The organism is Pseudomonas sp. Pseusp9, assembly GCF_059491265.1.
The window spans coordinates 2,972,728-2,997,015 of the sequence record NZ_CP168500.1; the positions used below are offsets into that span (position 1 = coordinate 2,972,728).

17 protein-coding genes are annotated in these 24,288 nt (G+C 61.5%); 5 read left to right on the top strand and 12 right to left on the bottom strand.

The genetic code is table 11. From position 1 onward, the window contains the following. The first annotated feature begins 50 nt into the window (after window positions 1–50). The 4 genes from ACEN8E_RS13390 to ACEN8E_RS13405 all read left to right on the top strand — a co-directional run bounded on the left by ACEN8E_RS13390 (window position 51) and on the right by ACEN8E_RS13405 (window position 6,370). The gene (locus ACEN8E_RS13390; protein WP_495593023.1) at window positions 51–1,469 is read left to right on the top strand and encodes an efflux transporter outer membrane subunit; all 1,419 of its coding nucleotides are present in this window, start codon (window positions 51–53) and stop codon (window positions 1,467–1,469) included. Beyond that, window positions 1,466–2,632, top strand: coding sequence for an efflux RND transporter periplasmic adaptor subunit (locus ACEN8E_RS13395; RefSeq protein WP_495593024.1), 1,167 nt, complete (start codon window positions 1,466–1,468; stop codon window positions 2,630–2,632). The genes ACEN8E_RS13390 and ACEN8E_RS13395 overlap by 4 nt, the downstream gene beginning before the upstream one ends. Beyond that, entirely contained in the window at window positions 2,629–5,706 is a 3,078-nt protein-coding gene (locus ACEN8E_RS13400) for an efflux RND transporter permease subunit (RefSeq protein ID WP_495593025.1), read from the top strand. Before ACEN8E_RS13395 ends, ACEN8E_RS13400 begins: the two co-directional genes overlap by 4 nt. Before the next feature lie 169 nt (window positions 5,707–5,875). Continuing rightward, window positions 5,876–6,370 carry a hypothetical protein gene (locus ACEN8E_RS13405; protein WP_495593026.1) on the top strand — a complete coding sequence of 165 codons (495 nt, stop codon included), beginning with the start codon at window positions 5,876–5,878 and terminating at the stop codon, window positions 6,368–6,370. Between the two features lie 557 nt (window positions 6,371–6,927). On the opposite strand, the gene ACEN8E_RS13410 is transcribed toward ACEN8E_RS13405, so the two are convergent. From ACEN8E_RS13410 to ACEN8E_RS13425, 4 genes are read right to left on the bottom strand one after another with little or no spacing between them, the layout of a single operon-like run. Beyond that, entirely contained in the window at window positions 6,928–8,094 is a 1,167-nt protein-coding gene (locus ACEN8E_RS13410; protein ID WP_495593027.1) for an alpha-hydroxy acid oxidase, read from the bottom strand. 44 nt (window positions 8,095–8,138) lie between these two features. Beyond that, window positions 8,139–9,527 (bottom strand): FAD-binding oxidoreductase, encoded by a 1,389-nt coding sequence (locus tag ACEN8E_RS13415; RefSeq protein ID WP_495593028.1) that lies wholly within the window; start codon window positions 9,525–9,527, stop codon window positions 8,139–8,141. Then, window positions 9,524–11,086, bottom strand: a complete 1,563-nt coding sequence (locus ACEN8E_RS13420; RefSeq protein WP_495593029.1) for an acetolactate synthase large subunit — start codon at window positions 11,084–11,086, stop codon at window positions 9,524–9,526. Before ACEN8E_RS13420 ends, ACEN8E_RS13415 begins: the two co-directional genes overlap by 4 nt. Further along, window positions 11,083–12,429, bottom strand: a complete 1,347-nt coding sequence (locus tag ACEN8E_RS13425; RefSeq protein WP_495593030.1) for an MFS transporter — start codon at window positions 12,427–12,429, stop codon at window positions 11,083–11,085. Before ACEN8E_RS13425 ends, ACEN8E_RS13420 begins: the two co-directional genes overlap by 4 nt. 471 nt (window positions 12,430–12,900) lie before the next feature. On the opposite strand from ACEN8E_RS13425, the gene ACEN8E_RS13430 reads away from it, so the two are divergent. Beyond that, window positions 12,901–13,707 (top strand): MBL fold metallo-hydrolase, encoded by an 807-nt coding sequence (locus tag ACEN8E_RS13430; protein ID WP_495593031.1) that lies wholly within the window; start codon window positions 12,901–12,903, stop codon window positions 13,705–13,707. A 60-nt stretch (window positions 13,708–13,767) separates the two neighbouring features. Here ACEN8E_RS13430 and ACEN8E_RS13435 read toward each other — a convergent pair whose 3' ends face one another. The 8 genes from ACEN8E_RS13435 to hisD all read right to left on the bottom strand — a co-directional run bounded on the left by ACEN8E_RS13435 (window position 13,768) and on the right by hisD (window position 24,268). Continuing rightward, a complete protein-coding gene (locus ACEN8E_RS13435) occupies window positions 13,768–14,544 on the bottom strand; it encodes an SDR family NAD(P)-dependent oxidoreductase (RefSeq protein WP_495593032.1) in 777 nt (258 codons plus the stop codon). After that, window positions 14,544–15,728, bottom strand: a complete 1,185-nt coding sequence (locus ACEN8E_RS13440; protein ID WP_495593033.1) for an acetyl-CoA C-acyltransferase — start codon at window positions 15,726–15,728, stop codon at window positions 14,544–14,546. Before ACEN8E_RS13440 ends, ACEN8E_RS13435 begins: the two co-directional genes overlap by 1 nt. A gap of 53 nt (window positions 15,729–15,781) precedes the next feature. Further along, the gene (locus ACEN8E_RS13445) at window positions 15,782–17,893 is read right to left on the bottom strand and encodes a 3-hydroxyacyl-CoA dehydrogenase NAD-binding domain-containing protein (RefSeq protein ID WP_495593034.1); all 2,112 of its coding nucleotides are present in this window, start codon (window positions 17,891–17,893) and stop codon (window positions 15,782–15,784) included. Between the two features lie 142 nt (window positions 17,894–18,035). Next, complete coding sequence (locus ACEN8E_RS13450) at window positions 18,036–19,838, bottom strand: acyl-CoA dehydrogenase (protein ID WP_495593035.1); 1,803 nt, start codon at window positions 19,836–19,838, stop codon at window positions 18,036–18,038. A gap of 164 nt (window positions 19,839–20,002) precedes the next feature. Further along, entirely contained in the window at window positions 20,003–21,598 is a 1,596-nt protein-coding gene (locus tag ACEN8E_RS13455) for an arylsulfatase (protein WP_495593036.1), read from the bottom strand. 42 nt (window positions 21,599–21,640) lie between these two features. Beyond that, window positions 21,641–22,543 carry an SDR family oxidoreductase gene (locus tag ACEN8E_RS13460; protein WP_495593037.1) on the bottom strand — a complete coding sequence of 301 codons (903 nt, stop codon included), beginning with the start codon at window positions 22,541–22,543 and terminating at the stop codon, window positions 21,641–21,643. After that, entirely contained in the window at window positions 22,540–22,980 is a 441-nt protein-coding gene (locus ACEN8E_RS13465) for an acyl-CoA thioesterase (RefSeq protein ID WP_495593038.1), read from the bottom strand. The genes ACEN8E_RS13460 and ACEN8E_RS13465 overlap by 4 nt, the downstream gene beginning before the upstream one ends. Window positions 22,981–22,984: 4 nt before the next feature. After that, window positions 22,985–24,268: a histidinol dehydrogenase gene (hisD, locus tag ACEN8E_RS13470; protein WP_495593039.1), complete on the bottom strand. Its 1,284-nt coding sequence runs from the start codon at window positions 24,266–24,268 to the stop codon at window positions 22,985–22,987. Window positions 24,269–24,288 lie beyond the last annotated feature (20 nt).

Sequence of the window (24,288 nt, forward strand, 5' to 3'; positions counted from 1 at the left end):
GCTGCATTCGTGGATCGCTCCACAGAGGCTTCAGCGGGGATAGCTTGCCCATGTCGGTTTCAACCTTGGCGGCGCGCAGCAGGCGCGGTGCGTATTTTTCAAGCGTTTCATTGGCGTTGCTCGGCGTGCTGGTGCTTGGCGGCTGCTCGATGATGCCGCCATACCAGCAACCCCAGTTGCCCCTGGCGCAGCAGTTCAATGGCCCGGTCGACAGCCCGGCGGCCCGGGGCGGCCAGTGGTGGCGCGAGTTTCACAGCGCCGAGCTGGATCAATTGATCGCCCGTGGCCTGGTCTCCAACTATACCCTCAAAGCGGCGGTCAGCCGTATCGATGAGGCCCGCGCCTCGGCGCAGGTGGCCGGTGCGGCGCAATACCCGGCGTTGAACCTGGGCGGCAATTACCAGCGGCAGAACAACTACGGCACCACGGAAAAACGCAGCGTGTTTGCCGAAGCCACCTATGAAGTGGACTTCTGGGGCAAACAGCGTGCGGCCGCAGACTCTGCCGATGCCTTGGCCAATGCCACGGTGTTTGATGCGCAAACCCTGCGCATGAGCCTTGGCGCGAGCATTGCCGACCGCTATTTCGAGGTGCTGTCCCTGGAGGACCGGCTGCGTCTGGCCCAATCCATTGCCGACGATGCGCGGCAGGTGCTGGACCTGGTGCAGATTCAGGCTAGCCAGGGGGCGGTGTCGAACCTCGAAGTCGAGCAGCAGCGCAATGCCATGCAGACCTTTGAAGCGGCAATGCCACCACTGCGTCAGCAGCGGGACCTGGCGTTGTACCAGTTGGCCGTACTGGTGGGCGCGCAGCCCGAAGACTTTCACCTGCAAAGTGACGGCCTGAAGACCCTGCAAGTGCCGCAACCCGCCACCGGCCTGCCGATTGGTTTGTTGCGCCAGCGTCCGGATATTCAGGCGGCCGAAGCCCGTCTGAAATCCGCCAATTTCGACGTGGGTGTCGCCCGGGCCGCGCTCTTGCCGAACCTGTCGCTCGACCTTCTGGGCGGCGTCGACACGCTCGCCGGCGGGCAAATCTGGAGCGTCATCGGCAGCCTCGGCCAACCGGTTTTCGCCGGTGGCCAGCTCAAGGGTCAACTGCATTTCGATCAGGCCCATGTTCAGGAACTGGCGTCGAGTTATCGCGAGTCGATCGTCGAAGCCCTGCAGGATGTCGAAACCCAGCTCAGCGCCGCCCGTGAACTCGACAAGAGCTACGCACTGAACCAGTCCGCCGTGGATTCGGCCCGCGAGGCTGCACGGCTGGCACAGGTGCGCTACCGCCTTGGCTCCACCGATTTCCAGACACTGCTGATTGTCGAGCGCACTCAATACCAGGCCGAAGACACGTTGTTGCAGGTGCGCCTCCAGCATTTGCAGGCCGCCGTCGGCCTGTTCCGCGCCCTGGGCGGGGACTTTTCGGCTGACACCCTCGCTTCCAATACCTCTGCTCAGGTGGCTCACCCATGAATGCCTTGAACCCACGTCGTCGCGTTATGTTTGCAGGGCTGGTGGTGCTCTCGCTGGCCGTTGCCATTGGCGGCTTTCAATGGAGCCGGCAGGCCCATGCCGCGCCCGTGAAGGTCGATGCCGGTGCCGTGCCGGTGCAAATGACCCAGGTCAGCCGCCAGGACCTGCCGATCTGGATCAGTGCAATCGGCAATGTGCAGGCGCTCAACAGCGTCAACGTGCGGGTGAGGGTCGACGGTGAACTGCAAAAAGTCTTGTTCAATGAAGGGCAGAATGTCACCGCCGGCAGCCTGCTGGCGGTGATCGATCCACGGGTGTATCAGGCTCAGGTCGCCCAGGCTCAGGCTCTGGTCGCCAAGGACCAGGCACAGTTGGCCAACTTGAAGGTCAACCTCGACCGCGCCAGCAAACTGGCCGCTGCCAAGGCCGGGCCGACCCAGGACGTTGACACCTACCGCGCGCAACTGGCCGCCCAACAGGCCACGGTACAGGCGGATCAGGCGACGCTGGATTCGGCGCGCCTGCAATTGGCGTTCACCCAGGTCAAGGCCCCGTTGACCGGGCGCACCGGCCAGCGTCTGCTGGATGTTGGCGCCATTGCCCATGGCGCCGAAGCCACCGGTTTGGTGACGATTACTCAGATGAATCCGATCTCCGTGGCCTTCGCAGTGTCCCAGGATGAACTGGCGGAAATTCTCGAAGAGAACGCCAAAGGCGCGTTGCAGGTGGTGGCGATGACCCGCGATGGCCAACAGGAAATCGCCCGCGGCCAGTTGAGTTTCATCGACAGTCAGGTGACCGCCGCCAGTGGCCAGATCCAGCTCAAGGCGCAGTTCGACAATGCCGCCGCAAAACTCTGGCCGGGTGAACTGGTCAGCGCGCGGTTACTGGTGCAAACCCACAAGGACGTGCCCGTGGTGCCGGCCGATGCCGTGCAATCGGGGCGTCAGGGTAACTTCGTCTACGTGGTGGATGCCGACCAGCGCGTGCGACCCCGGCAGGTGGATGCCGCCACCGTGGTCGATGGCAAGCAATGGATTCGTCAGGGGCTGACAGCCGGTGAGACCGTGGTGGTGCAGGGCCAGTCTCGCGTCGCACCGGGGCTGAAGGTCACGCCGGTCAAGACCGACGCCGCGCCCGATCTGGCGGAGGCTGCCCAATGAATGCGCTGGCCGGACTGATTAAACGGCGTGTGGGGCTGAGCCTGCTGGCCCTCGGGGTCATGCTGCTTGGCGCCTTTGCCTACTTTCATCTGCCGGTGGCACCGTTGCCAACGGTGGATTTCCCGACCATCCAGGTCACCGCCAAACTCTCCGGGGCCAGCGCCGAAACCATGGCGTCCTCGGTGGCGACTCCTCTGGAGCGTGCGTTTGCCGCCGTGCCGCAAGTGACGTCGATGACCTCGTCAAGCGCGGCGGGCAAAACTCAGGTGGTGCTGCAATTCGACCTGTCGCGAGACATCGACGGGGCTGCGCAGGATGTGCAAACCGCGATCAACACCGCCACACCGAACCTGCCCAAGACCATGTCCAGCGCGCCAACCTTCAACAAGGTCAACCCGGCCGAAGGTACTGTGATGTCGCTGGCGGTGACGTCCCCGGTGCGCAGGTTGCCGGAGCTCGATCGCTACGCCGACAACTACATTGCCCAGCGCTTGTCGCAGATGCCCGGCGTCGGCCTGGTGGATTTTCACGGCGAACAGAAACCTGCGGTACGGGTGCAGATCGATCCCGATGCACTGGCCGCACGCGGCCTGACCCTGGAGGATGTGCGCGGTGTAATCGGCGTCAGTACCCTGGATCAGCCCAAGGGCACCCTCGATGGCCAAAGCCATTCGATTACCCTCGGTGCGACGGATCAACTGCTCGACCCGCAGCACTACCGCGATCAGGTCATCGCCTACAAGAACGGCATGCCGATCAAGCTCGGTGATCTTGGCCGGGTGATCGACGGCGCCGAGGACACCCAACAAGCTGCACAATTGGGGGCCGAGCCCACGGTGATCGTCGACATCCACAAACAACCGGGTTTCAACCTGCTGTCGACCATCGCCACGATCAAGGCCAAATTGCCTGAACTGACCGCCTCGCTGCCGCGCGACGTACAGGTGCAGGTGGTAGGCGACCGTACCCAGACCATCGAAGCCTCAGTCAATGACATGCAGCTCACCTTGCTGCTGTCGATTGCCCTGGTGGTCGTGGTGATCTTCGTGTTCCTGCGCAAAGCCACGGCAACGCTGATCCCGAGCCTGACCATTCCGTTGTCGCTGGTGGCCACGTTCGGGGTGATGTACCTGCTGGGATATAGCCTCGACAACCTGTCGATCATGGGCCTGGCGATTGCCGTCGGCTTCGTGGTCGACGATGCCATCGTGGTCATGGAGAACATCGTGCGGCACCTGGAAATGGGCAAGTCGCGGCTGCAAGCAGCGGTTGACGGCCTGAGGGAAGTGGCGTTCACCATTGTTTCGATGACGGTGTCGCTGATTGCAGTGTTCCTGCCGATTCTGTTGATGTCAGGCATTGTCGGCCGCTTGATGCGCGAGTTTGCGGTGACCGTCAGTGTCGCGATCATCATGTCCGGTATCGTTTCCCTGACCATCACCCCGATGCTTTGCGCCTGGTTGCTCAAGCCCCACGCCGACCAGGAAGAGGGGCTCTTTGCCCGGGCCTGCGAGCGAGTGTTCGATGGTCTGCACAACGGCTATCGCCGCAGTCTGGATTGGGTGCTCGATCATCAGCGCATCACCCTGGCGGTGGCCATCGCCACCCTGGCGGCGACGGCGGTGCTGTACGTCGGCATCCCCAAGGGCTTCTTCCCGCAACAGGACAACGGTTTGATTCAGGGCGTTGCCGAAGCGGCGGCGGATATTTCGCCCATCGCCATGCGCGCCCAGGTCAATCATGCCGCCGAAATCATTGGCCAGGACCCGGCCGTGGCCCGGGTGTACTTCTGGATCGGCCCGAACCCGACGGTCAGTCAGGCCAAGGTGATGATCAACCTCAAGCCGTTCAGCGAGCGCACCGCCAGTGCCGCCGAGGTGATCCGTCGTCTGCAACCGTCGCTCGAGCGGTTGTCCGGGGTCAAAGTGTTCATGCAGGCCAACCAGGACATCCAGATCGGTGGTCGGGCCAGCAAGACCCAGTACCAGTACACCCTGCAAGACCCGGACAGTGTCGAACTGGACCACTGGGCCGGGGTGCTTCTGGACAAACTCAAGACTTTGCCGCAGTTGCAACACGTCACCTCCGACCAGCAGCAGGCCATCGCCCAATCGACCCTGGTGATCGACCGTCCCACGGCAGCGCGCCTGGGGGTGACCGTGCAGGCCATCGACGATGTGTTGTATGACGCCTTTGGCCAACGGCAGATTGCGACGATGTTCACCCAGCTTGATCAGAACCATGTGATTCTTGAGCTCGATCCGGGCTGGCAAACGTCGACTGCCACCCTTGAGCATCTGTTTGTTCGCGCCAGTTCCGGGGCCTTGGTGCCGCTGAACCTGCTGGCCAGCGTCAAGGCCGAACAGGTGCCGATCATCATCAACCACCAGGGCGTGTTCCCGGCCATTACCCTGTCGTTCGACCTTGCGCCCGGCCATGCCTTGAGTGAAGCGGTTTCCGCGATCAACCAGGCGTCGCTGGCGGTGGCCATGCCCGACACCGTGTCGGGCAGTTTCCAAGGCACCGCCCAGGCGTTCCAGGACTCGTTGAAGTCGCAACCCTGGTTGATTCTGGCGGCGATCCTCACCGTCTATATCGTGCTGGGGGTGCTGTACGAGAACGCGATTCACCCGCTGACGATCATTTCGACCTTGCCGTCGGCCGGTTTCGGCGCGCTGCTGGCGTTGATGCTCTGTGGTCAGGATCTGTCGGTGCTGGGGATGATCGGCATCATTTTGCTGATCGGTATCGTCAAGAAGAACGCGATCATGATTGTCGACTTCACGCTACAGGCCCAGCAACGGGGCTTGCCGCCCCGGGAAGCGGTGCGCGAAGGTTGCCTGTTGCGCTTGCGACCGATCCTGATGACCTCGCTGGCCGCCTTGCTCGGTGCTGTGCCGCTAGCGTTCGGGCATGGTGCCGGTTCCGAGTTGCGGCAGCCGTTGGGCATTGCGATTGTCGGCGGCCTGGCGGTGTCGCAGATACTGACGCTCTACACCACGCCGGTGGTCTATCTGTGGTTTGAACGCCGGCGGGGCAGGGTGCAACCCGACGCCACCGGGGTCGCCGTTTGAAACTTTCGGCTGTCCCGAGGCCTGGCAGCCACGTCGGCTGTTTGGCGATTGCAGCCCATCCCGACCAACGTCACCAACTGCGCGGTGATAGCTCTGTAATAGATTTGCATGAGCCATTCTTTTGCTATCATTCGATAATAACTGGACACCAGAGTAGAGGTTTCGAAGTATGGCTTTCCCATTAATTCCGATCATCTCCGCTCTTGCAGCAGGCGGCTCCCTTGTGCCCCATGCCGCTGGTGGCCTGATCGTCTCCAGCGCGGGCGGATACGTTACGGGTACCTATCTGAGTTCCGCCGCTATCTCGTCGTTGCTGTTCGGATCAGGAGCTCTTCTGGGCGTTGGCGCCTTGTCTGCTTCTGGCGTAGCGACAGCGATCATCGGTAGCGCCGGCTATTTCGGTACCACTGTGGGCGCTACTGGTATCACAGGCTGGTTGATGTCCGCAGGCATCATTTCTGCGACTCCGATTATGTACCCGGTTGGAGTCGGCTTGGCTGGCTTGGCTGGTGTTGCTCTAACCGGCGTTATCCTTCGTCTTCGCCACAAGTTGAAGCGGGCCAGCAAGGGGCAAGAAGTGATTTTCAATGCCATTGAAGCGAAGATCATCGAAGTGCTGCTGGTTTTCTTTGCTAAGAAAAGTGGCCTCAAACCTGAAGTTTAAGTACCGCAAGCAAAGCCCTTTAGCGCTGTCTGGAGGGCTTTACCAGGCGCTCGCCAATTGCATGACCGGATCTATGCTGGCGAGATCATTCGCTTCACTGACCTGCAATTGGCAGTCAGCAACCGGGTACTGCGGGATCAGGTTTCGCACACTCAGAAGCGAGAGTTGGAGGGCGCTCTACATGACTTTGAATTTTGACGACATACGGACACATAGGGGAGCAGTTCCATCCTGATGCAGGATTTAACAAGTAGGCGATGTTTATTGTTCATGAGCGGTCGATACCTGATAACCAGTAGGTTTTCGGCAGGTGTGGGGAGCCAAATGTTCACAAATTCATGTTCATGAAGGCCCCCAATCTGTCTGTAGAAGATTCCTGGGATTGCCACCGCAACTGCTTGGCGTAAACCGTTGGTTACGGAGCGCGAGACCACCTCTGATTGCTCAGGGATAATCTGGCAATCAGATCTCCCAGTCGCCAGCGAGCGTTCACTTGAAAGCTTCAAATAGGTTTTTGCTTGAGCTGGGCCGATATCCTTAATGGGCGTTTTGTTTCATTAAACCATTGATGAACGGGACACTTCGGTGCCGGATAACAAGATTGCGCTGTCGACCTTTTTCACATCCGTAACGCCGCAGAATGCCATGGTCAGGTCCAGTTCCTTGCGAATGATCTCCAGGCACTTGCTGACGCCTGCCTCGCCCATCGCCCCCAGGCCATACAGGAATGCGCGACCGAGGTAGACTCCCTTGGCGCCGAGCGCCAGTGCCTTGATCACGTCCTGCCCGGAGCGGATGCCGCCGTCCATGTGCACTTCGACCTGCTCACCAACCGCTTCGACGACGGCTGGCAAGGCCGCGATTGAGGAGGGTGCGCCGTCGAGTTGGCGACCGCCATGATTGGACACGATCACCACGTCGGCTCCGTGTTGCACCGCCAGGCGTGCATCTTCTGCATCGAGGATGCCCTTGATGATCAAGGTGCCGCCCCATTGTTGCTTGATCCATTCGATGTCTTCCCAGCACAGGCCAGGGTCGAACTGTTGGGCGGCCCAGTGCGCCAGGCTGGCGGTGTCGCTGACGCCGCTGACATGGCCAAGAATATTCCCGAGGTTGCGTCGCGACGTGCCGAGCATGCCGCGGCACCAGCGGGGCTTGGTCACCATGTCCAGAAGGTTGGGCAAGGTAAGCCTGGGGGGTGCCGAGAGGCCGTTGCGTATGTCTTTGTGGCGTTGCCCAGGTACTTGCAGGTCAAGGGTCAGGACCAGCGCTGAACAGCCCGCAATCCTGGCCCGCTCGATGAGCTGACGGATGAAACCGCGGTCGCGCATCACATAGAGCTGGAACCAAAATGGTTTGCTGGTATGTGCCGCGATATCTTCGATCGAACAGATGCTCATGGTCGACAGCGTGAAAGGTACGCCGAATCTTTCGGCCGCCCTGGCTGCGAGTATCTCGCCGTCGGCGTGCTGCATGCCGGTGAGCCCGGTGGGTGCCAGGGCGACTGGCATGGCGACTTTCTGGCCAGCCATCATGGATTCAAGCGTACGATTTTCCAGGTTGACCGCGACGCGCTGACGAAACTTGATGCGTTCGAAATCCTCGCTGTTGGCGCGATAGGTCGATTCTGTCCAGGAACCGGAATCGGCATAGTCATAGAACATACGCGGCACGCGCCTCTTGGCGAGCACGCGCAAGTCTTCGATGGAGGTAATGACGGGCATCGTTGAATTCCTTCAGGTTGGTTTTACCCGGTCTATCCAGGTAATCACTGCAGATCGAATACACGCCCCGGATTGAGCACGCCCTCAGGATCAAGGCATTGTTTGAGTGCGCGCATCAGCGTGATTTCCGTCGGTGTACGCGAGACGCCCAGCCAGGCTTTCTTTTCCATGCCGATACCATGTTCGGCCGAGATTGCCCCCTTGAGCGTTTGCAGGGGGCTGTAGACCAGGCTGTCGAGCGTTTCGCGAGCTTCGGCATCCAGGTCTGGCACCTGCACGGCAATATGCACGTTGCCGTCGCCCAGATGACCGAAGGCCCAGCATCGGGCAGTTGGCCAGCGCTCCAGGATTGCGCTGTGGAGGCGTTTCACGTAGCTGTCGGTTTCGACCAAAGGCAAGGAGATGTCATACGCAACCAGCGGGCCGCTTTGGCGCAGTTGCGCCACGTCATCACGTAGAGCCCAGAGTGCCTGGCGCTCGCGTTCGCTGTTGGCAAGCGTAGCGTCGGCTACAAGGCCATCTTCCAATGCCTGTCCCAGTACCCGCACAAAGCGCTCATCCTGCTCGGGCGCACTGCCACTGGCTTCGACCAGCACATAAAAAGCGTGATGCTGTGGCAACGGCGGGCGGCTCAAGGCCGGTGGGGTGGTCACCGTTCGATAGAAGTCCTGCCACATCACCTCGAATGATGAAAGCGTGCCGTCCAGGGCCTTGTCCAGGCGTCGTAACAGATGACCCACGGCAGCGAAGTCGGACAAGGCAAGCAGTGCGGTGCAATGTCCGTCCGGCGCCTCGCATAAGCGCAGCACGACGCGAGTAACCACACCCAGCGTGCCTTCGGAGCCAATAAAGAGCTGTTTGAGATCGTAGCCGGTGTTGTTCTTGACGAGTTGATTCATCGAGTCCAGTACCGTGCCATCTGCCAGCACGACCTCGAGACCGCGGACGTTGTCGCGCATCATGCCGTAGCGCAACACACTGTTGCCGCCGGCATTGGTGGCGACCATGCCGCCCAGGGTGGCACTGCCGCGCGCCCCCAGGTCAACCGGTACAAGCAGGCCGGCAGCACTGGCTGCGGCCTGGGCCTGTTCGAGGTTAACGCCGGCTTCGGCCACCAATACGCGTTGGGTGGTATCCACTGACGTGATCTGGCGCATACGTTCCAGCGAGAGGATCACTTCGCAGGCTTTGGAGTCCGCACCGTGCGCCAGGCCGGTCAGGCCGCCTTGTGTGACCACTGCAGTTCCTGCAGCGTGACATGCCGCCAGTACCGCGCTGACTTCGCCAGTGCTGGCCGGACGCACCAGCACCCGGGCGAGCTGCGGCTTGGCGCAGTGACGTTGCTGCAAGTCGTCCGCCATCAGCAGGCCGGCCGGGCCGACAATGCCGCGCAGGGTGTCAATGAGCATGCTGTCCGGGTGCGAATGGCTCATGTCGGGATCACCAACTCGATCAGGAATGGCCCGGCCTGGCGATTGGCCGTGACAAAGAGTTCGTTGAACTGCTCCATGCTGTCGGCGCGTGCGGCCGCCACGCCCATGCCATTGGCGAGCTGCACCCAATCCAGGTCCGGATTGCCGATATCGAGCATGTCCAGCGCGGTTTTGCCGGTGATGGCACCTACGCTCGCCAACTCGTGCTGGAGAATGGCGTACTTGCGGTTGGCCAGAACGACAATGGTGATGTCGAGCTTTTCCCGGGCCATCGACCATAGCGCCTGCACGGTGTACATGCCCGAGCCATCGGCTTGCAGCGCGACTACCCGCCGGTCCGGGGCGGCAATGGCCGCGCCAAGTGCCATTGGCAGACCGTCGCCAATGGCGCCGCCGGTGACCTGCAGCCAATCGTGCTGCGCGGCATGGAGGGTGCCGGGGTAGAAGGCCTGGCCGAAGCTGACGCTTTCATCAACGACGATGGCGTTTTCTGGCAACAGCGCATTAAGGCTTTGCGCCACAGCCTGGGAGGTGATGGCACCGCTGCCGGGTTCAGGGTTGGCCGGCAGGCTGGTGGGCGCTGCCAGCTGCGCAGCGTTCAGTTCGTCCGCCAGGCGTGCCAGCGCGTCGGCCAGGTCTTCTTCGGCGCGGGCCAGGACATGCACGACCGCATCTTCAGGATAAGGACGCGGCGACTTGCCAGGGTAGGCGAAGAAGGTCGAAGGCGCCGGTGTACCCACCAGTATCACCTGGGTGATGCCTGCGAGACTGGCGCGGGCCATGTCGCCGAAGTAGGGCAGGCGTTCGACGGCAAGACGCCCACGGCCACGGGCCACCCGCGCGTTCATGGTGGTCGACAGCAGACGTGCATCGGTGACTGCGGCGATGCGGTGGGCGCTGCTCAGGGCTTGCTGCTCCAAAGCGCTGCCTGCGAGCAGCAGCAAGGTGGGTTGGCCGCTGCGCAACACGCGCGCCATCTGTGCCACCACGTCCGGCGCGACTTTGGGCGTCGGGATCGGCGCCAGCGCCTTGGCCACCTGGCCGCCAGCGTCCCAGCAGACGTCCGACGGCAGGATCAAACTGGCCACACCGCCTGGTGCGGCACTGGCGGCCTGTATCGCGGTGGCGGCTGCCGCGCCGACCGAAGCGGCTGTGGTGGCGGTACGCGTCCACACCGAAACCGGGCGGGCCCAGCCCTCGGTGTCGGCGGTCAGCGGGGCGTCGAACGGTCGGTGGTAGGTGGCCTGGTCGCCAATGATGTTGACCACCGGCGTGTTGGCACGCTTGGCGTTGTGCAGGTTGGCCAGACCGTTGGCCAGGCCGGGCCCGCAATGCAAAAGGGTGGCGGCCGGCTTGCCTTTGATGCGGGCATAACCATCGGCCGCACCGGTAACCACGCCTTCGAACAGGCAGAGCACGCAGCGCATCCCGGGGATGCGATCCAGGGCCGCGACAAAGTGCATCTCACTGGTGCCAGGGTTGGCGAAGCAGGTGTCCACACCGCAATCGAGCAGGGTCTGTACCAGGCTTTCTGCGCCGTTCAGCGAATTCTCGTTCATGCTTGTTCCTTGGTTGAGTTCTGGTTGCGGCGTTCATTGAGGCTGTGTGCGGGAATTCCGATCAGTAAAGCCAAGGCACCCAGAACGAGTAAGGTGGCGATCACATCGAAGGCCAGGTACAAATCTCCGGTCGAGGTCTTGATCGCACCGACCATGGCCTGGCTGGTGACGCCAGCCAGGTTGCCGAGGCTGCTGATGACTGCAATCCCTCCAGCGGCACCGGCCGTATTGAGGAAGGCCGGTGGAATCGTCCAGAACAGTGGCACAGCGGACAAGGCTGCCGCCGCGCCCAGCGACAGAAGCGTTATCGAAAGCATGGCGTTGCCCTGGACAAAACCGAGCAGGGCGAAACTGCAGGCGCTGACCAACATGGTCAGGCCGAGGTGCCAGCGCCGTTCCAGGTGGCGATCAGAGCTGCGGCCGAGCAGGTACATGCCTGCCATTGCGCTCAGGTAGGGCAGGCTGGTGATCATGCCTATGGTTTTCAGGTCGGTCAGGCCAAGGTCGCGAATCAACGTCGGCATCCAGTAAGACACGGTGTTCGAGCCGCTGTAGATGCAGAAGTACACCAGCCCGGCGATATACAGCCGAGGGTTACGCAGCACCTGGTTAAAACCGCCCTGGATCTTGCCTGGCTCGGTTGCCAGCGCGGTGGCCAGCGTCTGTTTTTGTTCCGGACTGAGCCACTTGGCTTGCCCCGGCTTGTCTGTCAGCCAGAACCAGCCGAACAGGCCGAGCACGATGGCCGGGATACCCGTGAGAACGAAGAGCATCTGCCAGTCGTGCAGGCCCGACCAGCCGTGGAGATGGGTCATGATGGCACCGGCAAGCGGACCGCAAATGAAGCCGGCGACGACACCCGACATCATGAACGCTGCCGTAATGCGGCCACGCAAGGCGGCAGGAAACCAGTAGGTCAGGTACAGGATCACACCGGGAAAGAAACCGGCCTCCGCCATGCCGAGAAGGAAACGTGCGGCGATGAGCTGGTTGGCTGTAGTGACAAACGCCGTCGCGACGGTGACTGCACCCCATAGCACCATGATGCGGGTGAGCGTGGCGCGAGCACCGACGCGCTGCATGTACAGGTTGCTGGGGACTTCAAACAGGATATAGCCGAAATAAAAGATCCCGACCCCGATGCCATAGGCCGCATCGCTCAACAGGATATCTTCGGCCATGCGCAGTTTGGCGAAGGAGATATTAATGCGGTCGATTGCGTTGATGATGAACGCGATCAGCAGAAAGGGCATCAAGCGCCAGATGATCTTGCGATAGATACTCGCCAGATCGACACCAGGACGCTCCCCGGCGAGCGGCAAGCTTTGTTCGAGTTGATTCATTGAATGATCCTGCGCGAGTACGCGACATGTGGTCGTCGCTCTTGCGTGCAACCGTGTGTGCACCCCGCGTGAATACTGCTCGCGCCTGGTAGTTCCCCACCCTCTCTAAACGGGGGGGACGCGCTGAGAAAAGGACTGTGTTCGTGCTTTCGTGGAGCATTTCATTTGGCCGCCTTTGGCTTAGGGTTCAACCGGTCGCGAAGGGCTGCTACCGACCGGATGCTGGCGGTGGTAACAGGCAGAAATCGGTAACCTCGACCAGACACTTTTTTTAAAAGGCCTGATTGTTGAACACTCTTGACCCACTCCGCTGGGGTGGGGGGGAGGAAGAGAGGGAGGATTAACCTGCAAGCCTCATAAAATGCGCCCGTCGCACGTTCTGCAGGGCGGCGCGAATCCAGAGAGGTACTTGTCGTGAACCGTTGTCTATCCACTCTGACTGGTAGAAGTCGCAAGCTTGATGGTGGCGTGATGTTCGGCAATACGCCGCGGCAGTTATGGGCAGACTGGATCAAGCCTGACCAGGACAACCTGGTGGATCTGGCTTCGCGAGGGTTGTTGGTGCAGCAAGGAGGCAGGAACATCCTGGTTCTGGCGGGCGCCAGCGCGTTGCTTGCGCCGCTGCGACGGACCTGCAGCTGCCAGAATCAACCCTTGGGATTGCTGGACAACCTGGCGCAACATGGTCTCGCTGAAGGTGATATCAGTGCGGTGGTGCTGACCCACTTGCATGCGCAACTGACTCCCGAAATGAGCGCGGCGATCAATGACGGCAATACACCGCGGTTGCTGTTTCCGGCTGCGCATTACATCACCGGTGAGCGTCACTGGTCCCGTGCTCTGCACAACCATCCCCATGATCGCGCGTTGTTCGTTCGGCAAATCGTGCGCAGGCTTGAAAACAGCGATCGGTTGGTGCTCGTCGATGGACCCCGGTGCAAAGAGTTGGGTGAGGGTTGGCAGTTCCACTTCAGCGATGGTTACACACCAGGGCAATTGATACCGGAAATCGCCATGCCGGGCGGGCCGGTGGTGTTCGCGGGCGACCTGATCCCCGGCACTCACTGGTTGCGCCTGGATGTCACGACGGCAAACGATCGCAATCCGGAAGGTCTGGTTGGCGAGAAAGAACGGCTACTGGACCACCTGGTGGCCAGTGGCGGACGTCTGGTGTTTTCCAGTGATCCGGAGGTTGCGATGATCAAGATCATGCGTGATCGGCAATCGCGTTACCTGGCGTTTGATCCCCACGCCGCGTTGAGCCGTTTCGAATTCTGATCGCGCCTCAACGACCGGAAGTGCAACGGCACTTCCGGTCGAGCTGCAAGAGCCTTTTGTCTACAGGCTGCCAACCAGATGGCCACCGTCCACCGCCAGCACCGCGCCTGTCATGAAGGCCCCGGCCTCGCTCGCCAACAGAAGGAAGGGGCCTTCCAGTTCCTGCAGGCTTCCCAGTCGACGCATCGGCACGGTATCGCGTATGTACGCCTGGCCTTTGTCGCTCTCGAAATAGACGTCGTTCATTTCGGTCTTGAAGTACCCCGGTGCAATCGCATTGACCCGGATCTGGTAACGCGCCAGCTCCAACGCCAGTGATTTGCTCAGTTGCACCACGCCAGCCTTCGCCGCGCAGTAGTGGCTGTAACCTGTGCCCACGCGCAGACCGAGCATCGAGGCAATATTGACTATGCTGCCGGGGCGCTGCGCTTTCGCGAGCCGTTGCGCGGCACACTGGGCAACGCGCCAGACGCCATCGAGGTTGGTTGACAGCATCGCACGCCAATCGGCCTCGCTGATCTCCAGCACACGTTGACCATTGCCGATGCCGGCATTATTGAGTACTACATCAACCACACCGAAAGCGCCTTCGGCTGCGTCAAACGCTGCTTCAACGCTGTCCCGATCCGTAACGTCCAAAGCCACGGCAAGCGCTTCGCCACCCGCCTCGCGAATGTCATCAGCGAGCTGCTGCAACCGCTCGATACGTCGAGCGCCCAGCACCACGCGTGCACCTGCTCCGCTGGCGACACGTGCCAGATGCGCGCCAATGCCGCTGGAAGCGCCAGTGACCAGCACCGTCTTGCCGGCCAGAGAAAAACCGTTGAAAACGTCCATCACAATACCTCGAACAAGCCGGCCGCACCCATGCCACCGCCAACGCACATCGTGACAACCACGTACTTGACCCCACGGCGTTTACCCTCCAGCAAGGCATGACCGACCATGCGCGAACCGCTCATGCCATACGGATGGCCGATTGAAATTGCGCCGCCGTTGACGTTGAGCCTGGCGTTATCGATGCCCAGTTTGTCGCGGCAGTAGAGCACCTGGCAGGCAAAGGCTTCGTTGAGCTCCCAGAGGCCGATGTCATCGACTTTCAATCCATGCTGCTTCAGCAGTTTTGGCACGGCCAGTACCGGACCAATGCCCATTTCTTCCGGCGACAGACCCGCCACTGCGATGCCCCGATACAGCCCCAGCGGTTGCAGATTGCGCTGTTCGGCCAGGCGCGCGTCCATCAGCACGCAGGCACTGGCGCCATCGGACAACTGGCTGGCATTGCCAGCGGTGATGCAGCCACCTTCGATCACGGGTTTGAGTTTGCTCAGGTCCTCGAGGATCGTCTGCGGGCGGTTGCCTTCATCGAGACTCAAATTGACTTGTTCATGGCGGACCGCACCACTGGCCTTGTCCACCACTTGCCGGGTTACCGTGACAGGCACGATTTCATGGCTGAACAAACCTGCCTGTTGCGCAGCGGCGGTGCGCTGTTGCGATTGCAGGCTGTAAAGGTCCTGTGCCTCGCGGCTGATAGCGTAGCGCTCGGCTACCAGTTCGGCGGTTTGCAGCATTGGCATGTAGGCGAGGGGGACATTGCGCAGAACATTTTCGTCATGCTGACTACCAACCCAATCCATATGACGGTTTTGCACCAGGCTGATGTGTTCCTGGCCCGCGCCGATGGTCACCTGCATGCCGTCGACCATGATTTGCTTGGCGGCGGTGGCGATGGCCATCAGGCCCGAAGCACACTGGCGATCCAGTGTCTGACCGCTGACGGTCAGCGGCAGGCCGGCCGCCAACGCGCTCATGCGCCCCAGGTTCCAGCCAGCCGTACCGGCGGGCATCCCGGTGCCCATCACCAGGTCTTCGATTTCACCGGCCTCGATACCGGCGCGCTCGACAGCGGCACGAATCGCGAAGCTGGCCATGGTCGGGGAAGTGGTGACATTGAAGGAACCGCGAAACGCCTTGCCGATCGGCGTGCGTGCAGTGGAAAGGATGACGGCTTCTTTCATTTTGTTGTTCCTGTCGATGGAAGACTCGGCCCCACTACGGGGGCCGATCAGATTCAGATTCGTTCGATGCGGGTCTTGCCGACAGCGACCAGACGCTCGAGCAATGGGGCTGGGTGGAACCACATCTCGCCGTACTCACCGAGCGCCTTGCGGTAATGGCGAATGCCGGCCAATACGTTGTCCAGGCCGATTTGCTCGGCATAGTGCAGCGGTCCGCCAAGCCAGGCCGGGAAGCTGTAACCGTTGATCCAGACCAGATCAATGTCGCCAGCGCGTTCGGCGATGCCTTCGTCTAGCAGCTGGATGCCTTCGTTGATCAGCATGAACAGGCAGCGATCATGAATTTCCCGAGTGGTGATCGGGCGTCGCGGGATATCCAGTTCGCCGGCAATGCGCTCGGCCAGCGAGATAACCTCGAAGTCTTCCTTGCGTTCGCGACCTTCATAGATATACGCGCCGCGCCTGGTCTTCTGACCGAAGCGACCGAGCGCATTGAGCTCGTCGGCGATCCGGCAGTAGCCCGGATCATGGGCAATCGCTTCACGACGGGACTCGCGCACCAGGAAGCTGACGTCAATCCCGGCCAGGTCGTGCATCGCCATCACGCCCATGGCCAGGCCCAGGTCGGTCAGCACCTGGTCAATCTGCGCGGGAGTCGCCCCCTCCAGCACAAGACGATGGGCTTCGCGGGAGTAGGGCTCGAGCATGCGGTTGCCGATGAAGCCGAAGCACACGCCGGATACCACCGGGATCTTGCCAATCGTCTTGCCCAGTTTCAGTACGGTCGCGAGCACGTCGGGCGCAGTGAGGCCGCCGCGTACCACTTCCAGCAAGCGCATTACATTGGCCGGGCTGAAAAAGTGCAGGCCGATGACGTCTTGTGGTCGACGAGTCACTGCGGCGATCTGGTCGACATCGAGGGTGGAGGTGTTGCTGGCCAGAATCGCGCCGGGCTTGCACACCTCATCCAGAGTGCGGAATACCTGTTGTTTGATTGGCAGGCTTTCGAATACGGCCTCGATGACCAGATCGCACTCGGCGATATCGGCGTAGTCGAGGGTGCCGGTCAGCAGGGCCATGCGCTGATCCAGTTCGACCTGGGTCAGCCTGCCGCGTTGCAGGCTGATCTCGTAGCTGGTGCGGATTTGCCCGAGTCCTCGCTCCAGCGCGTCGGGTTTGAGCTCCAGCAGAGTGACTGGAATGCCCACGTTGGCGAAGTTCATGGCAATGCCACCGCCCATGGTGCCCGCACCGATTACGGCAACCCTGGCGATCGGACGTAGCGCTGTGGACGCACTGACACCGGACACCTTGCCAGCCTCGCGCTCGGCAAAAAACACGTGGCGCAGGGCTTGGGATTGGGCTGAGGCTTCGGCCTCCTTGAACAGGGCGACTTCACGCTGCAGACCGGCGTGCAGCGGCAGTACACAGGCCGACTCGACGGCAGCCAGCACCAGGCGAGGCGCCAGGCGATTTTTCCAGCGAGGCTCATGGGTGGCGCGATAGCGAGCGAAAAAGTCATCGGGCAGGGCGGCGGCCGGGTTGGAATGACGTTCTGCGGGACGCGCCGAAGCACCTTCACGGACGATTTCCCGGGCGTAGCGGCGTGCGCCATCAAGCAAACCTTCGTCTTCGTCGATCAAGCGGTCGATCAGGCCGAGCTCAAAGGCACGGTCAGCACTGACAGGCTGGCCGGACATCATCATATCCAGTGCCGGTTCGGCACCGATCAACCGCGGCAACCGCTGCGTGCCGCCCGCCCCGGGCAGCAGACCCAGGTTGATTTCCGGTAACCCGAGACGGCTGTTGGCGGCACTGATGCGGTAGCCGCAGGCCAGCGCCAGCTCCAGCCCGCCACCGAGGGCGAAGCGGTCGATGCTGGCAATCAGCGGCTTGTCGATCTGAGTCAGGCGCAACAGCAGATCTGGCAGGGAAGGGGCAGCGAATGATGCCGGTAGGCCGAATTCGCTGATATCGGCGCCGGCGCAAAACAAGCCGTTTGCACCGTGCAGAATGATCGCCGACACGGCGGGGTCGCTAGCTGCGCGGTCGCAGGCTTCCAGAATGGCCGCACGCAGCGGTTGGCCGAGTGCGTTGACGGGCTTTGATGTCAGGCCGATCAGTGCGAGATTGTCTTCGACGTGGTAGGTGACCAGAGTGCTCATGATGCTTTCCTGAAGTTTATTGTTATCGCGGCCCCTGTAGGAGCGAGCTCGCTCGCGATGGTCTACAGAACGCCGCGCTCATCCAGGAACCCCTGCGTTTTCGTTGACGACCATCGCGAGCAAGCTCGCTCCTGCACAGGGTCTAGAACCAGCTGTCCTGCATGTAGAAGGCGACATGATTGGCATCGATGAGCAGACGCCCCTGGGATTCCAGCGACGCCAGTTCCCAGGTCATGAAGTAGTGCGCAGCCTGCAACTTGCCTTGATAGAAATCAGCATCGCTGCCGGCGGTGTCCGAACTCAGGGCCCGACTGGCCAGCAATGCCTTGCGCAACCAGATCCAGCCAACCACCACGCGACCAAACAGGTCCAGATAGGGCGTGGCATTGGCCATGCCGAGATTGGCATCGCAAGCCACTTGCGCTTGCAGGCTGGCGGTGACTTGCTCGAGGACGCTCAAGGCATCGGCCAGCAACGCCGCCAGAGGCGCGCAATGCGTGTCACTGTTGGCGACGAGCAGGGTGGCCAGCACTTCGGCGGTGAACAGCCGGTAACCGTCGCCTCCACGAGGGCCCAGTTTGCGGCCCAGCAGGTCGATCGCCTGGATGCCTTCGGTGCCCTCGTGGATCGGGTTCAGGCGATTGTCGCGGTAGTACTGTTCGAGTGGGTATTCGCGGGTGTAACCGGCGCCACCAAGGACCTGAACGCCAATCTCGGACGCGAGCAGGCCGTAGCGCGATGGAAAGGACTTCACCACGGGGGTCAGCACGTCAAGCAGTTCGGCGGCATTGTTGCGCTCCAGCGGCGTGGCCGCGGTGTGCGCATCTTCCACCAGACTGCTGGCATACAGGCACAGTGCCAGACTGCCTTCGGCATAGACCTTCTGCTGCAACAACATCCGGCGCACATCGGCATGCTCGACGATGCGCACCTGAGGGGCTGTCGGACTCTTGTTGCCTGGCAGACGACCCTGCGGACGCTGCCGGGCATAGTCCAGGGCGTGAATGTAGCTTTGATAAGCGAGACTGGCGGCACCGAGGCCAACGCCGATACGAGCCTCGTTCATCATCTTGAACATATAGCCCAGTCCCTGATGCGCCTCGCCGATCAGATAACCCACGGCACCATCGTGTTCGCCGAAACTGAGCGCAGTGGAAGTGGTGTTGCGATTGCCCAGCTTGTGCAGCAGGCCGGCGAGCGCTACGTCGTTGCGCGCACCGATACTGCCATCCGCATTGACCAGGAACTTGGGTACCAGAAACAGCGAAATGCCTTTGGTACCGGCCGGTGCGCCTTCGATACGGGCCAACACCATGTGCACGATGTTCTCGGTCAGTTCGTGGTCGCCACCGGAGATGAACATTTTCTGACCGAAGATCCGGTAGGTACCGTCGCCGGCCAAGCGTGCCGAAGTGCGCAGGTCGCCAAGCGCTGACCCCTGGCCAGGTTCGGTAAGGGCCATGGTGCCACTGAAGCGGCCATCGAGCATGGGCGCCAGGAAGCGTTCGCGCAGATGTGGACCGGCAAAGGCTTTCAGCAGATTGGTCGCGCCGATGCTCAAGAAGGAATAGGCAGCCGTGGAGATATTCGCGGCATTGAAATAAGCCATGCAGGTGCGCAGGACAACTTCCGGCAGCTGCAGGCCACCATCGGCAAAGTCGTGGTGAGCGGCCAGGAAGCCAGCCTGGGCAAAGGCATCCCAGGCGGCCTTGGTCTCGGGAATCATGTGGACCCGCTCGCCATCGAAAGTGGGTTCGTTGGCATCGGCTTTATGGTTGTGCGGGGCGAACAGCTCGCTGGCGATCTGCCGGGCGGTGGTCAGAGAGGCGTCGAACACGCCGCGATCGTGTTCGGCGTAGCGCGGTCGTTGCAGCAACGCTTCGGTATCGAGCAGCTCGTAAAGCTGGAAGTGCAACTCGCGCTCGTTGAGCAGCAGGTCAGTCATGGCATCTCTCGTCAGGCAGTGTCCAGTCGGGGGCATGGGATGATCCATCGCCCGTTGCAGTCGTCCACGATAGAGCGATGCCCCGGGCACTTGCCCCCTCCTTTGGGGTAGGCCGGAGCACAGCCGGTCGATGGGGTTGCGTGAGGTGCGCCGGGGCCGATTTTTCAGGGGGTTTTCTGCTGGCTTCTGAGAAAGTCCTGCACCAGGTTCGAACGGTCGAACGACTTGGCCGTCTGCACCGGCGGGTACTCGGCCAGGGACTTGAGGTGAGCGCCGATCAACTCGCCCATCGGCGCGGAAATCCACGACGACTTCTGGATCATGTGTCCGTAGGAGTCATTACTGTCGTAGCTTTCGAACGGGTCACTGCGCAGGTTGAACATCAGCGGCGCAAACAACGCTTTTATCGGGGCGTAATAGTCTTCCTTGGTCGAGAAGTGCAGCTTCCACGGGCCCATGCGCACGGCGGTCAATTTGCTCTCGATGTAGTAGAACAGGCTGGTTCGCGCGCTTTCTGGCGCCTTGCCCGTCCAGTAGTCGAGGTTGTTGATGCCGTCGATGTACTGTTTTTTCTGCACTTTCATGCGCTCAACCACATCCGGCACACCCGCTGCCGCTGCCAGGGTGGTGAACATGTCCTGGTGCGCCTGGATGCCATTTTTGATCTGCCCCGGCTTGATTACCCCCGGCCAGCGCAGCATCGACGGAACACGAACGCCGCCTTCGTAAGTGGTCATCTTCTCGCCGCGAAAGGGGGTCGTCGCGCCATGTGGCCAGGAAGAGTGTTCCGGGCCATTGTCGGTTGAGTACCAGACGATGGTGTTTTCATCCAGGCCGTTCTGCTTGAGGAATTCGAGCACCTGACCGATATCGTGGTCATGTTGCATCATGCCGCTGCCTTGCATGTCGTCTTCGTGGGTGTACTTGTCGGCAGCGTGTTGCCATTTGTCATTGAGATGGGTGTACAGGTGCATGCGGCTGGTATTGAGCCAAACGAAGAACGGCTTGTCGTCGCTCTTCGCCTTGCGCATGAAGTCCAGTGCATGGGGAATCACTTCTGCGCCATCGAAGTCTTCCATGCGTTTGGTTGTCAGCGCTCCGGTGTCTTCGATGGTCTGCTTGCCGATCACGCCGAAACGCGGGTCTACCGTGGCATCGTCCTTGTCGCTGGCGAAGCTGTGCAGCACACCACGGGTGGCGAACTTCTTGGCGTAGGCCTGCGGTCCGCCGGGATACTGCCTGGCAAAATTCTGGTAGTCCGCGTACTCACTCTGTTCCTCGGTATTGAGGTGATACAGGTTGCCGAAAAACTCGTCGAAGCCATGTACCGTCGGCAGGTTGGGATTGTTGTCGCCCAAGTGGTTCTTGCCGAACTGGCCGGTGCGGTAACCGGCCTCCTTCAATACTTCAGCCAGGCTCGGCGAGGCGGCTTGCAACCCGAGCTTGTCACCCGGCTGGCCCACGGTGGTCATCCCGGAACGAATCGGATATTGCCCGGTAATGAACGCCGCGCGACCGGCCGTGCAGGATGGCTGCCCGTAGTGATCGGTAAAACGGATGCCCTCCATGCCGATCTGGTCGATATTCGGTGTGGTGTAGCCCATGGTGCCCATGCCGTAGGCACTCACGTTCTGCCAACCAATGTCGTCTCCCCAGATCACCAGGATGTTGGGTTTGGCCGACTGGGCCTGTGCCAGCGGAGCGGTAAGCACGGCGCAGGCCATGCCTGCCATGACAAGCCGTTTGATGCTTTCGATCATGAACTGTCTCCTTATCGTGAATGGATACCGGATCCGGGTAAGTCAGCTGCGCAAACTCTCGACCAACTGCGCACGCAGTTCCGGTTTGCCCGCATACGGGTCGGGTGGATTGCGCTGCTCGACAATCGCATCGAAACGCTCGCGCACCGAGCCCATGGCGTGGGGATGCGAGTAGATATAGAAACTGCGTTGGCGGATGGCTTCGAAGGTCAGTCGGGCAATCTGCCCGGCACTGACCTTGGCAGCGCCAGTGGCCTTCTGGTTCTGCGCCTGAGCGGCTGCTTGTGAGCGTGTCGGTTCGTCACAATTGGCCAGCTCGTTCGGACGATGCCGCGCGGACTGGCTGATACCTGTGGGTACGAAGTAGGGGCACAGCACCGAGCAGTGCACCTGCTCGCAAACCAGCGCGAGGTCGTGATGGAGCGTTTCGCTGAGCGACACCACCGCCTGCTTGGTGAGGTTGTAGGCGCCCAGGGTTGGCGCATTGAGCAACCCGGCCATCGAGGCAGTATTGATGATGTGCCCTTCGTAGTCCGGGTTACGTGCAGCTGCCGCAAGCATCAGTGGCGTGAAGATCCGCACGCCATGGATCACGCTGCGCACGTTGACACCCAGTATCCAGTCCCAGTCCTTCTCGCTGTTCTCCCACACCAGGCCGCCAGCCAGAACGCCGGCATTGTTGAACAACAGGTGTACTGCACCGAACGCTGTCAGTGCCGCATCGGCCAGCGCCTGGACCTGCGCCGCCTGCGAGACGTCGGTGCGCAGGCCGATCACCGAGGCTCCGCGGGCGCGCAGCTCGGTGACAGTGGCCTCGAGTGCTTCGGTCTGGATATCGGCCAGCACCAGGTGCATGCCTAGCGCAGCAGCACGCTCGGCAAACGCCTTGCCCAAGCCCGAGGCTGCACCGGTGATCACCGCTACGCGGCCCTTGAAGTCTTTCATGAGGCGACCTCGATGCTCTCCAGTGCACGGCGCAGCTCTGCCGGCAACGGCACCGGCCGGCGCGTCACGCGGTCGACGTAGACGTGGACGAAGTGACCCTGCGCCGATGCGTGGGCGTTGTCGTTGGCGAACAGCCCGACTTCATAGCGCACACTTGAGGTGCCGAGGCTTGCCACGCGCAGGCCGGCTCGTACCAGATCGGGGAAAGCGATGGAGGAAAAGTAGCTGCAATGGGTATCGACCACCAGACCGACGGTTGGACACTGCTCGAAGTCGAGCAGGTTCTGCTCCAACAGCCAGCCGTTGACCACGGTGTCGAACCAGCTGTAGTAGATAACGTTGTTGACGTGACCGTAGACGTCGTTGTCCATCCAGCGCGTGGTGATGTCGCGCAGGTAACGATAGTCGTCGCGCTCATGCGGTACAGGTTTGCTCATGGCCTCAAGCCTCCTGCTTCATGCGGCGCACGCGGATGTCCGCCTGCTCTTTATGTCCGGACATCTGTTCGTAGCCGCACAGGCGCGAGCAGTACTCGCCGATCATCACGCTCGCTTCATCCGTCAGCACGCGCTGGTAGGTGTGGGTCTTGATGAACTTGCCGACCCACAGCCCGCCGGTGTAACGGCCGGCACCCATGGTTGGCAGCGTGTGGTTGGTGCCGATAACTTTGTCGCCATAGCTGACATTGGTGCGATGGCCGAGGAACAGGGCGCCGTAATTGGTCATGCGATCGTGGTACCAGGCCGGATCCCTGGTCATCACCTGCACGTGTTCGGAGCACAGGCGCTCGGCGACCTCCAGGGCTTCTTCGTCGGTGTCGCACAAATAGATCTCACCGAAGTCGTTCCAGGCCACGCTCGCGACCGGCGCGGTGTCCAGGCGCGAAAGGACCAGGTCGATGGCGGCCGGCAGCTCTTCTGCGATTTTTTTGCTGGTGGTCACGCAATAGGCAGGGGAGGTCGGGCCGTGTTCGGCCTGGCCCAGCAGGTCCACGGCAACCAGTTCGGCATCCACGGTGTCATCGCAGATCACCAGGGTTTCGGTGGGACCGGCGAACAGATCGATACCGACGCGACCGAACAGCTGACGCTTGGCCTCGGCCACATAGGCGTTGCCCGGGCCGACGATCATGTCGACGCCGACGATGCTTTCTGTGCCGATGGCCATGGCGGCCACGGCTTGTACGCCGCCCAGGCAGTAGATTTCGTCCGCGCCGGCCAGGTGCATGGCGGCAACGATCTCCGGGCACGGCTTGCCTTCGAATGGCGGTGCGCTGGCGATCACGCGTTTGACACCGGCGACCTTGGCGGTCAGAACGCTCATGTGCGCGCTGGCGATCAGCGGGTATTTGCCGCCGGGGATGTAGCAACCCACCGAATTGACCGGGATGTTGCGGTGGCCCAGGACTACGCCGGGCAGGGTTTCGACCTCGACGTCATGCATCGAATCCTTCTGGATCTGGGCGAAGCGGCGAATCTGCACCTGGGCGAACTTGATGTCGTCGAGTGTCTGAGGAGGCAGGCTGGCAATGCAGGCATCGATCTGCTCCTGGCTCAGGCGCATGTTTTGCGGCGCCCAGTTATCGAACTTCTCGGAATACTCGCGCACCGCGGCGTCACCGCGTTGCTCGATGTCGGCGAGGATGCCTTCCACGGTCGCGCGCACCTGGGCTTGATTGCTGGCCTTGGCCTGGGCCGATTGACCCTTTTTGAGTTGTTGAATCACGGGATATTTCCTTGGGGTTT

Bases quoted from the DNA above. Each gene is read 5' to 3' on its own strand.
- ACEN8E_RS13465 (WP_495593038.1), bottom strand. From the start codon at position 22,980: ATGAGCAAACCTGTACCGCATGAGCGCGACGACTATCGTTACCTGCGC.
- ACEN8E_RS13400 (WP_495593025.1), top strand. From the start codon at position 2,629: ATGAATGCGCTGGCCGGACTGATTAAACGGCGTGTGGGGCTGAGCCTG.
- ACEN8E_RS13420 (WP_495593029.1), bottom strand. From the start codon at position 11,086: ATGAACGAGAATTCGCTGAACGGCGCAGAAAGCCTGGTACAGACCCTG.
- ACEN8E_RS13450 (WP_495593035.1), bottom strand. From the start codon at position 19,838: ATGACTGACCTGCTGCTCAACGAGCGCGAGTTGCACTTCCAGCTTTAC.
- ACEN8E_RS13455 (WP_495593036.1), bottom strand. From the start codon at position 21,598: ATGATCGAAAGCATCAAACGGCTTGTCATGGCAGGCATGGCCTGCGCC.
- ACEN8E_RS13430 (WP_495593031.1), top strand. From the start codon at position 12,901: ATGTTCGGCAATACGCCGCGGCAGTTATGGGCAGACTGGATCAAGCCT.
- ACEN8E_RS13445 (WP_495593034.1), bottom strand. From the start codon at position 17,893: ATGAGCACTCTGGTCACCTACCACGTCGAAGACAATCTCGCACTGATC.
- ACEN8E_RS13440 (WP_495593033.1), bottom strand. From the start codon at position 15,728: ATGAAAGAAGCCGTCATCCTTTCCACTGCACGCACGCCGATCGGCAAG.
- ACEN8E_RS13405 (WP_495593026.1), top strand. From the start codon at position 5,876: ATGGCTTTCCCATTAATTCCGATCATCTCCGCTCTTGCAGCAGGCGGC.
- ACEN8E_RS13390 (WP_495593023.1), top strand. From the start codon at position 51: ATGTCGGTTTCAACCTTGGCGGCGCGCAGCAGGCGCGGTGCGTATTTT.
- ACEN8E_RS13395 (WP_495593024.1), top strand. From the start codon at position 1,466: ATGAATGCCTTGAACCCACGTCGTCGCGTTATGTTTGCAGGGCTGGTG.
- ACEN8E_RS13415 (WP_495593028.1), bottom strand. From the start codon at position 9,527: ATGAGCCATTCGCACCCGGACAGCATGCTCATTGACACCCTGCGCGGC.
- ACEN8E_RS13460 (WP_495593037.1), bottom strand. From the start codon at position 22,543: ATGAAAGACTTCAAGGGCCGCGTAGCGGTGATCACCGGTGCAGCCTCG.
- ACEN8E_RS13435 (WP_495593032.1), bottom strand. From the start codon at position 14,544: ATGGACGTTTTCAACGGTTTTTCTCTGGCCGGCAAGACGGTGCTGGTC.
- ACEN8E_RS13410 (WP_495593027.1), bottom strand. From the start codon at position 8,094: ATGCCCGTCATTACCTCCATCGAAGACTTGCGCGTGCTCGCCAAGAGG.
- ACEN8E_RS13425 (WP_495593030.1), bottom strand. From the start codon at position 12,429: ATGAATCAACTCGAACAAAGCTTGCCGCTCGCCGGGGAGCGTCCTGGT.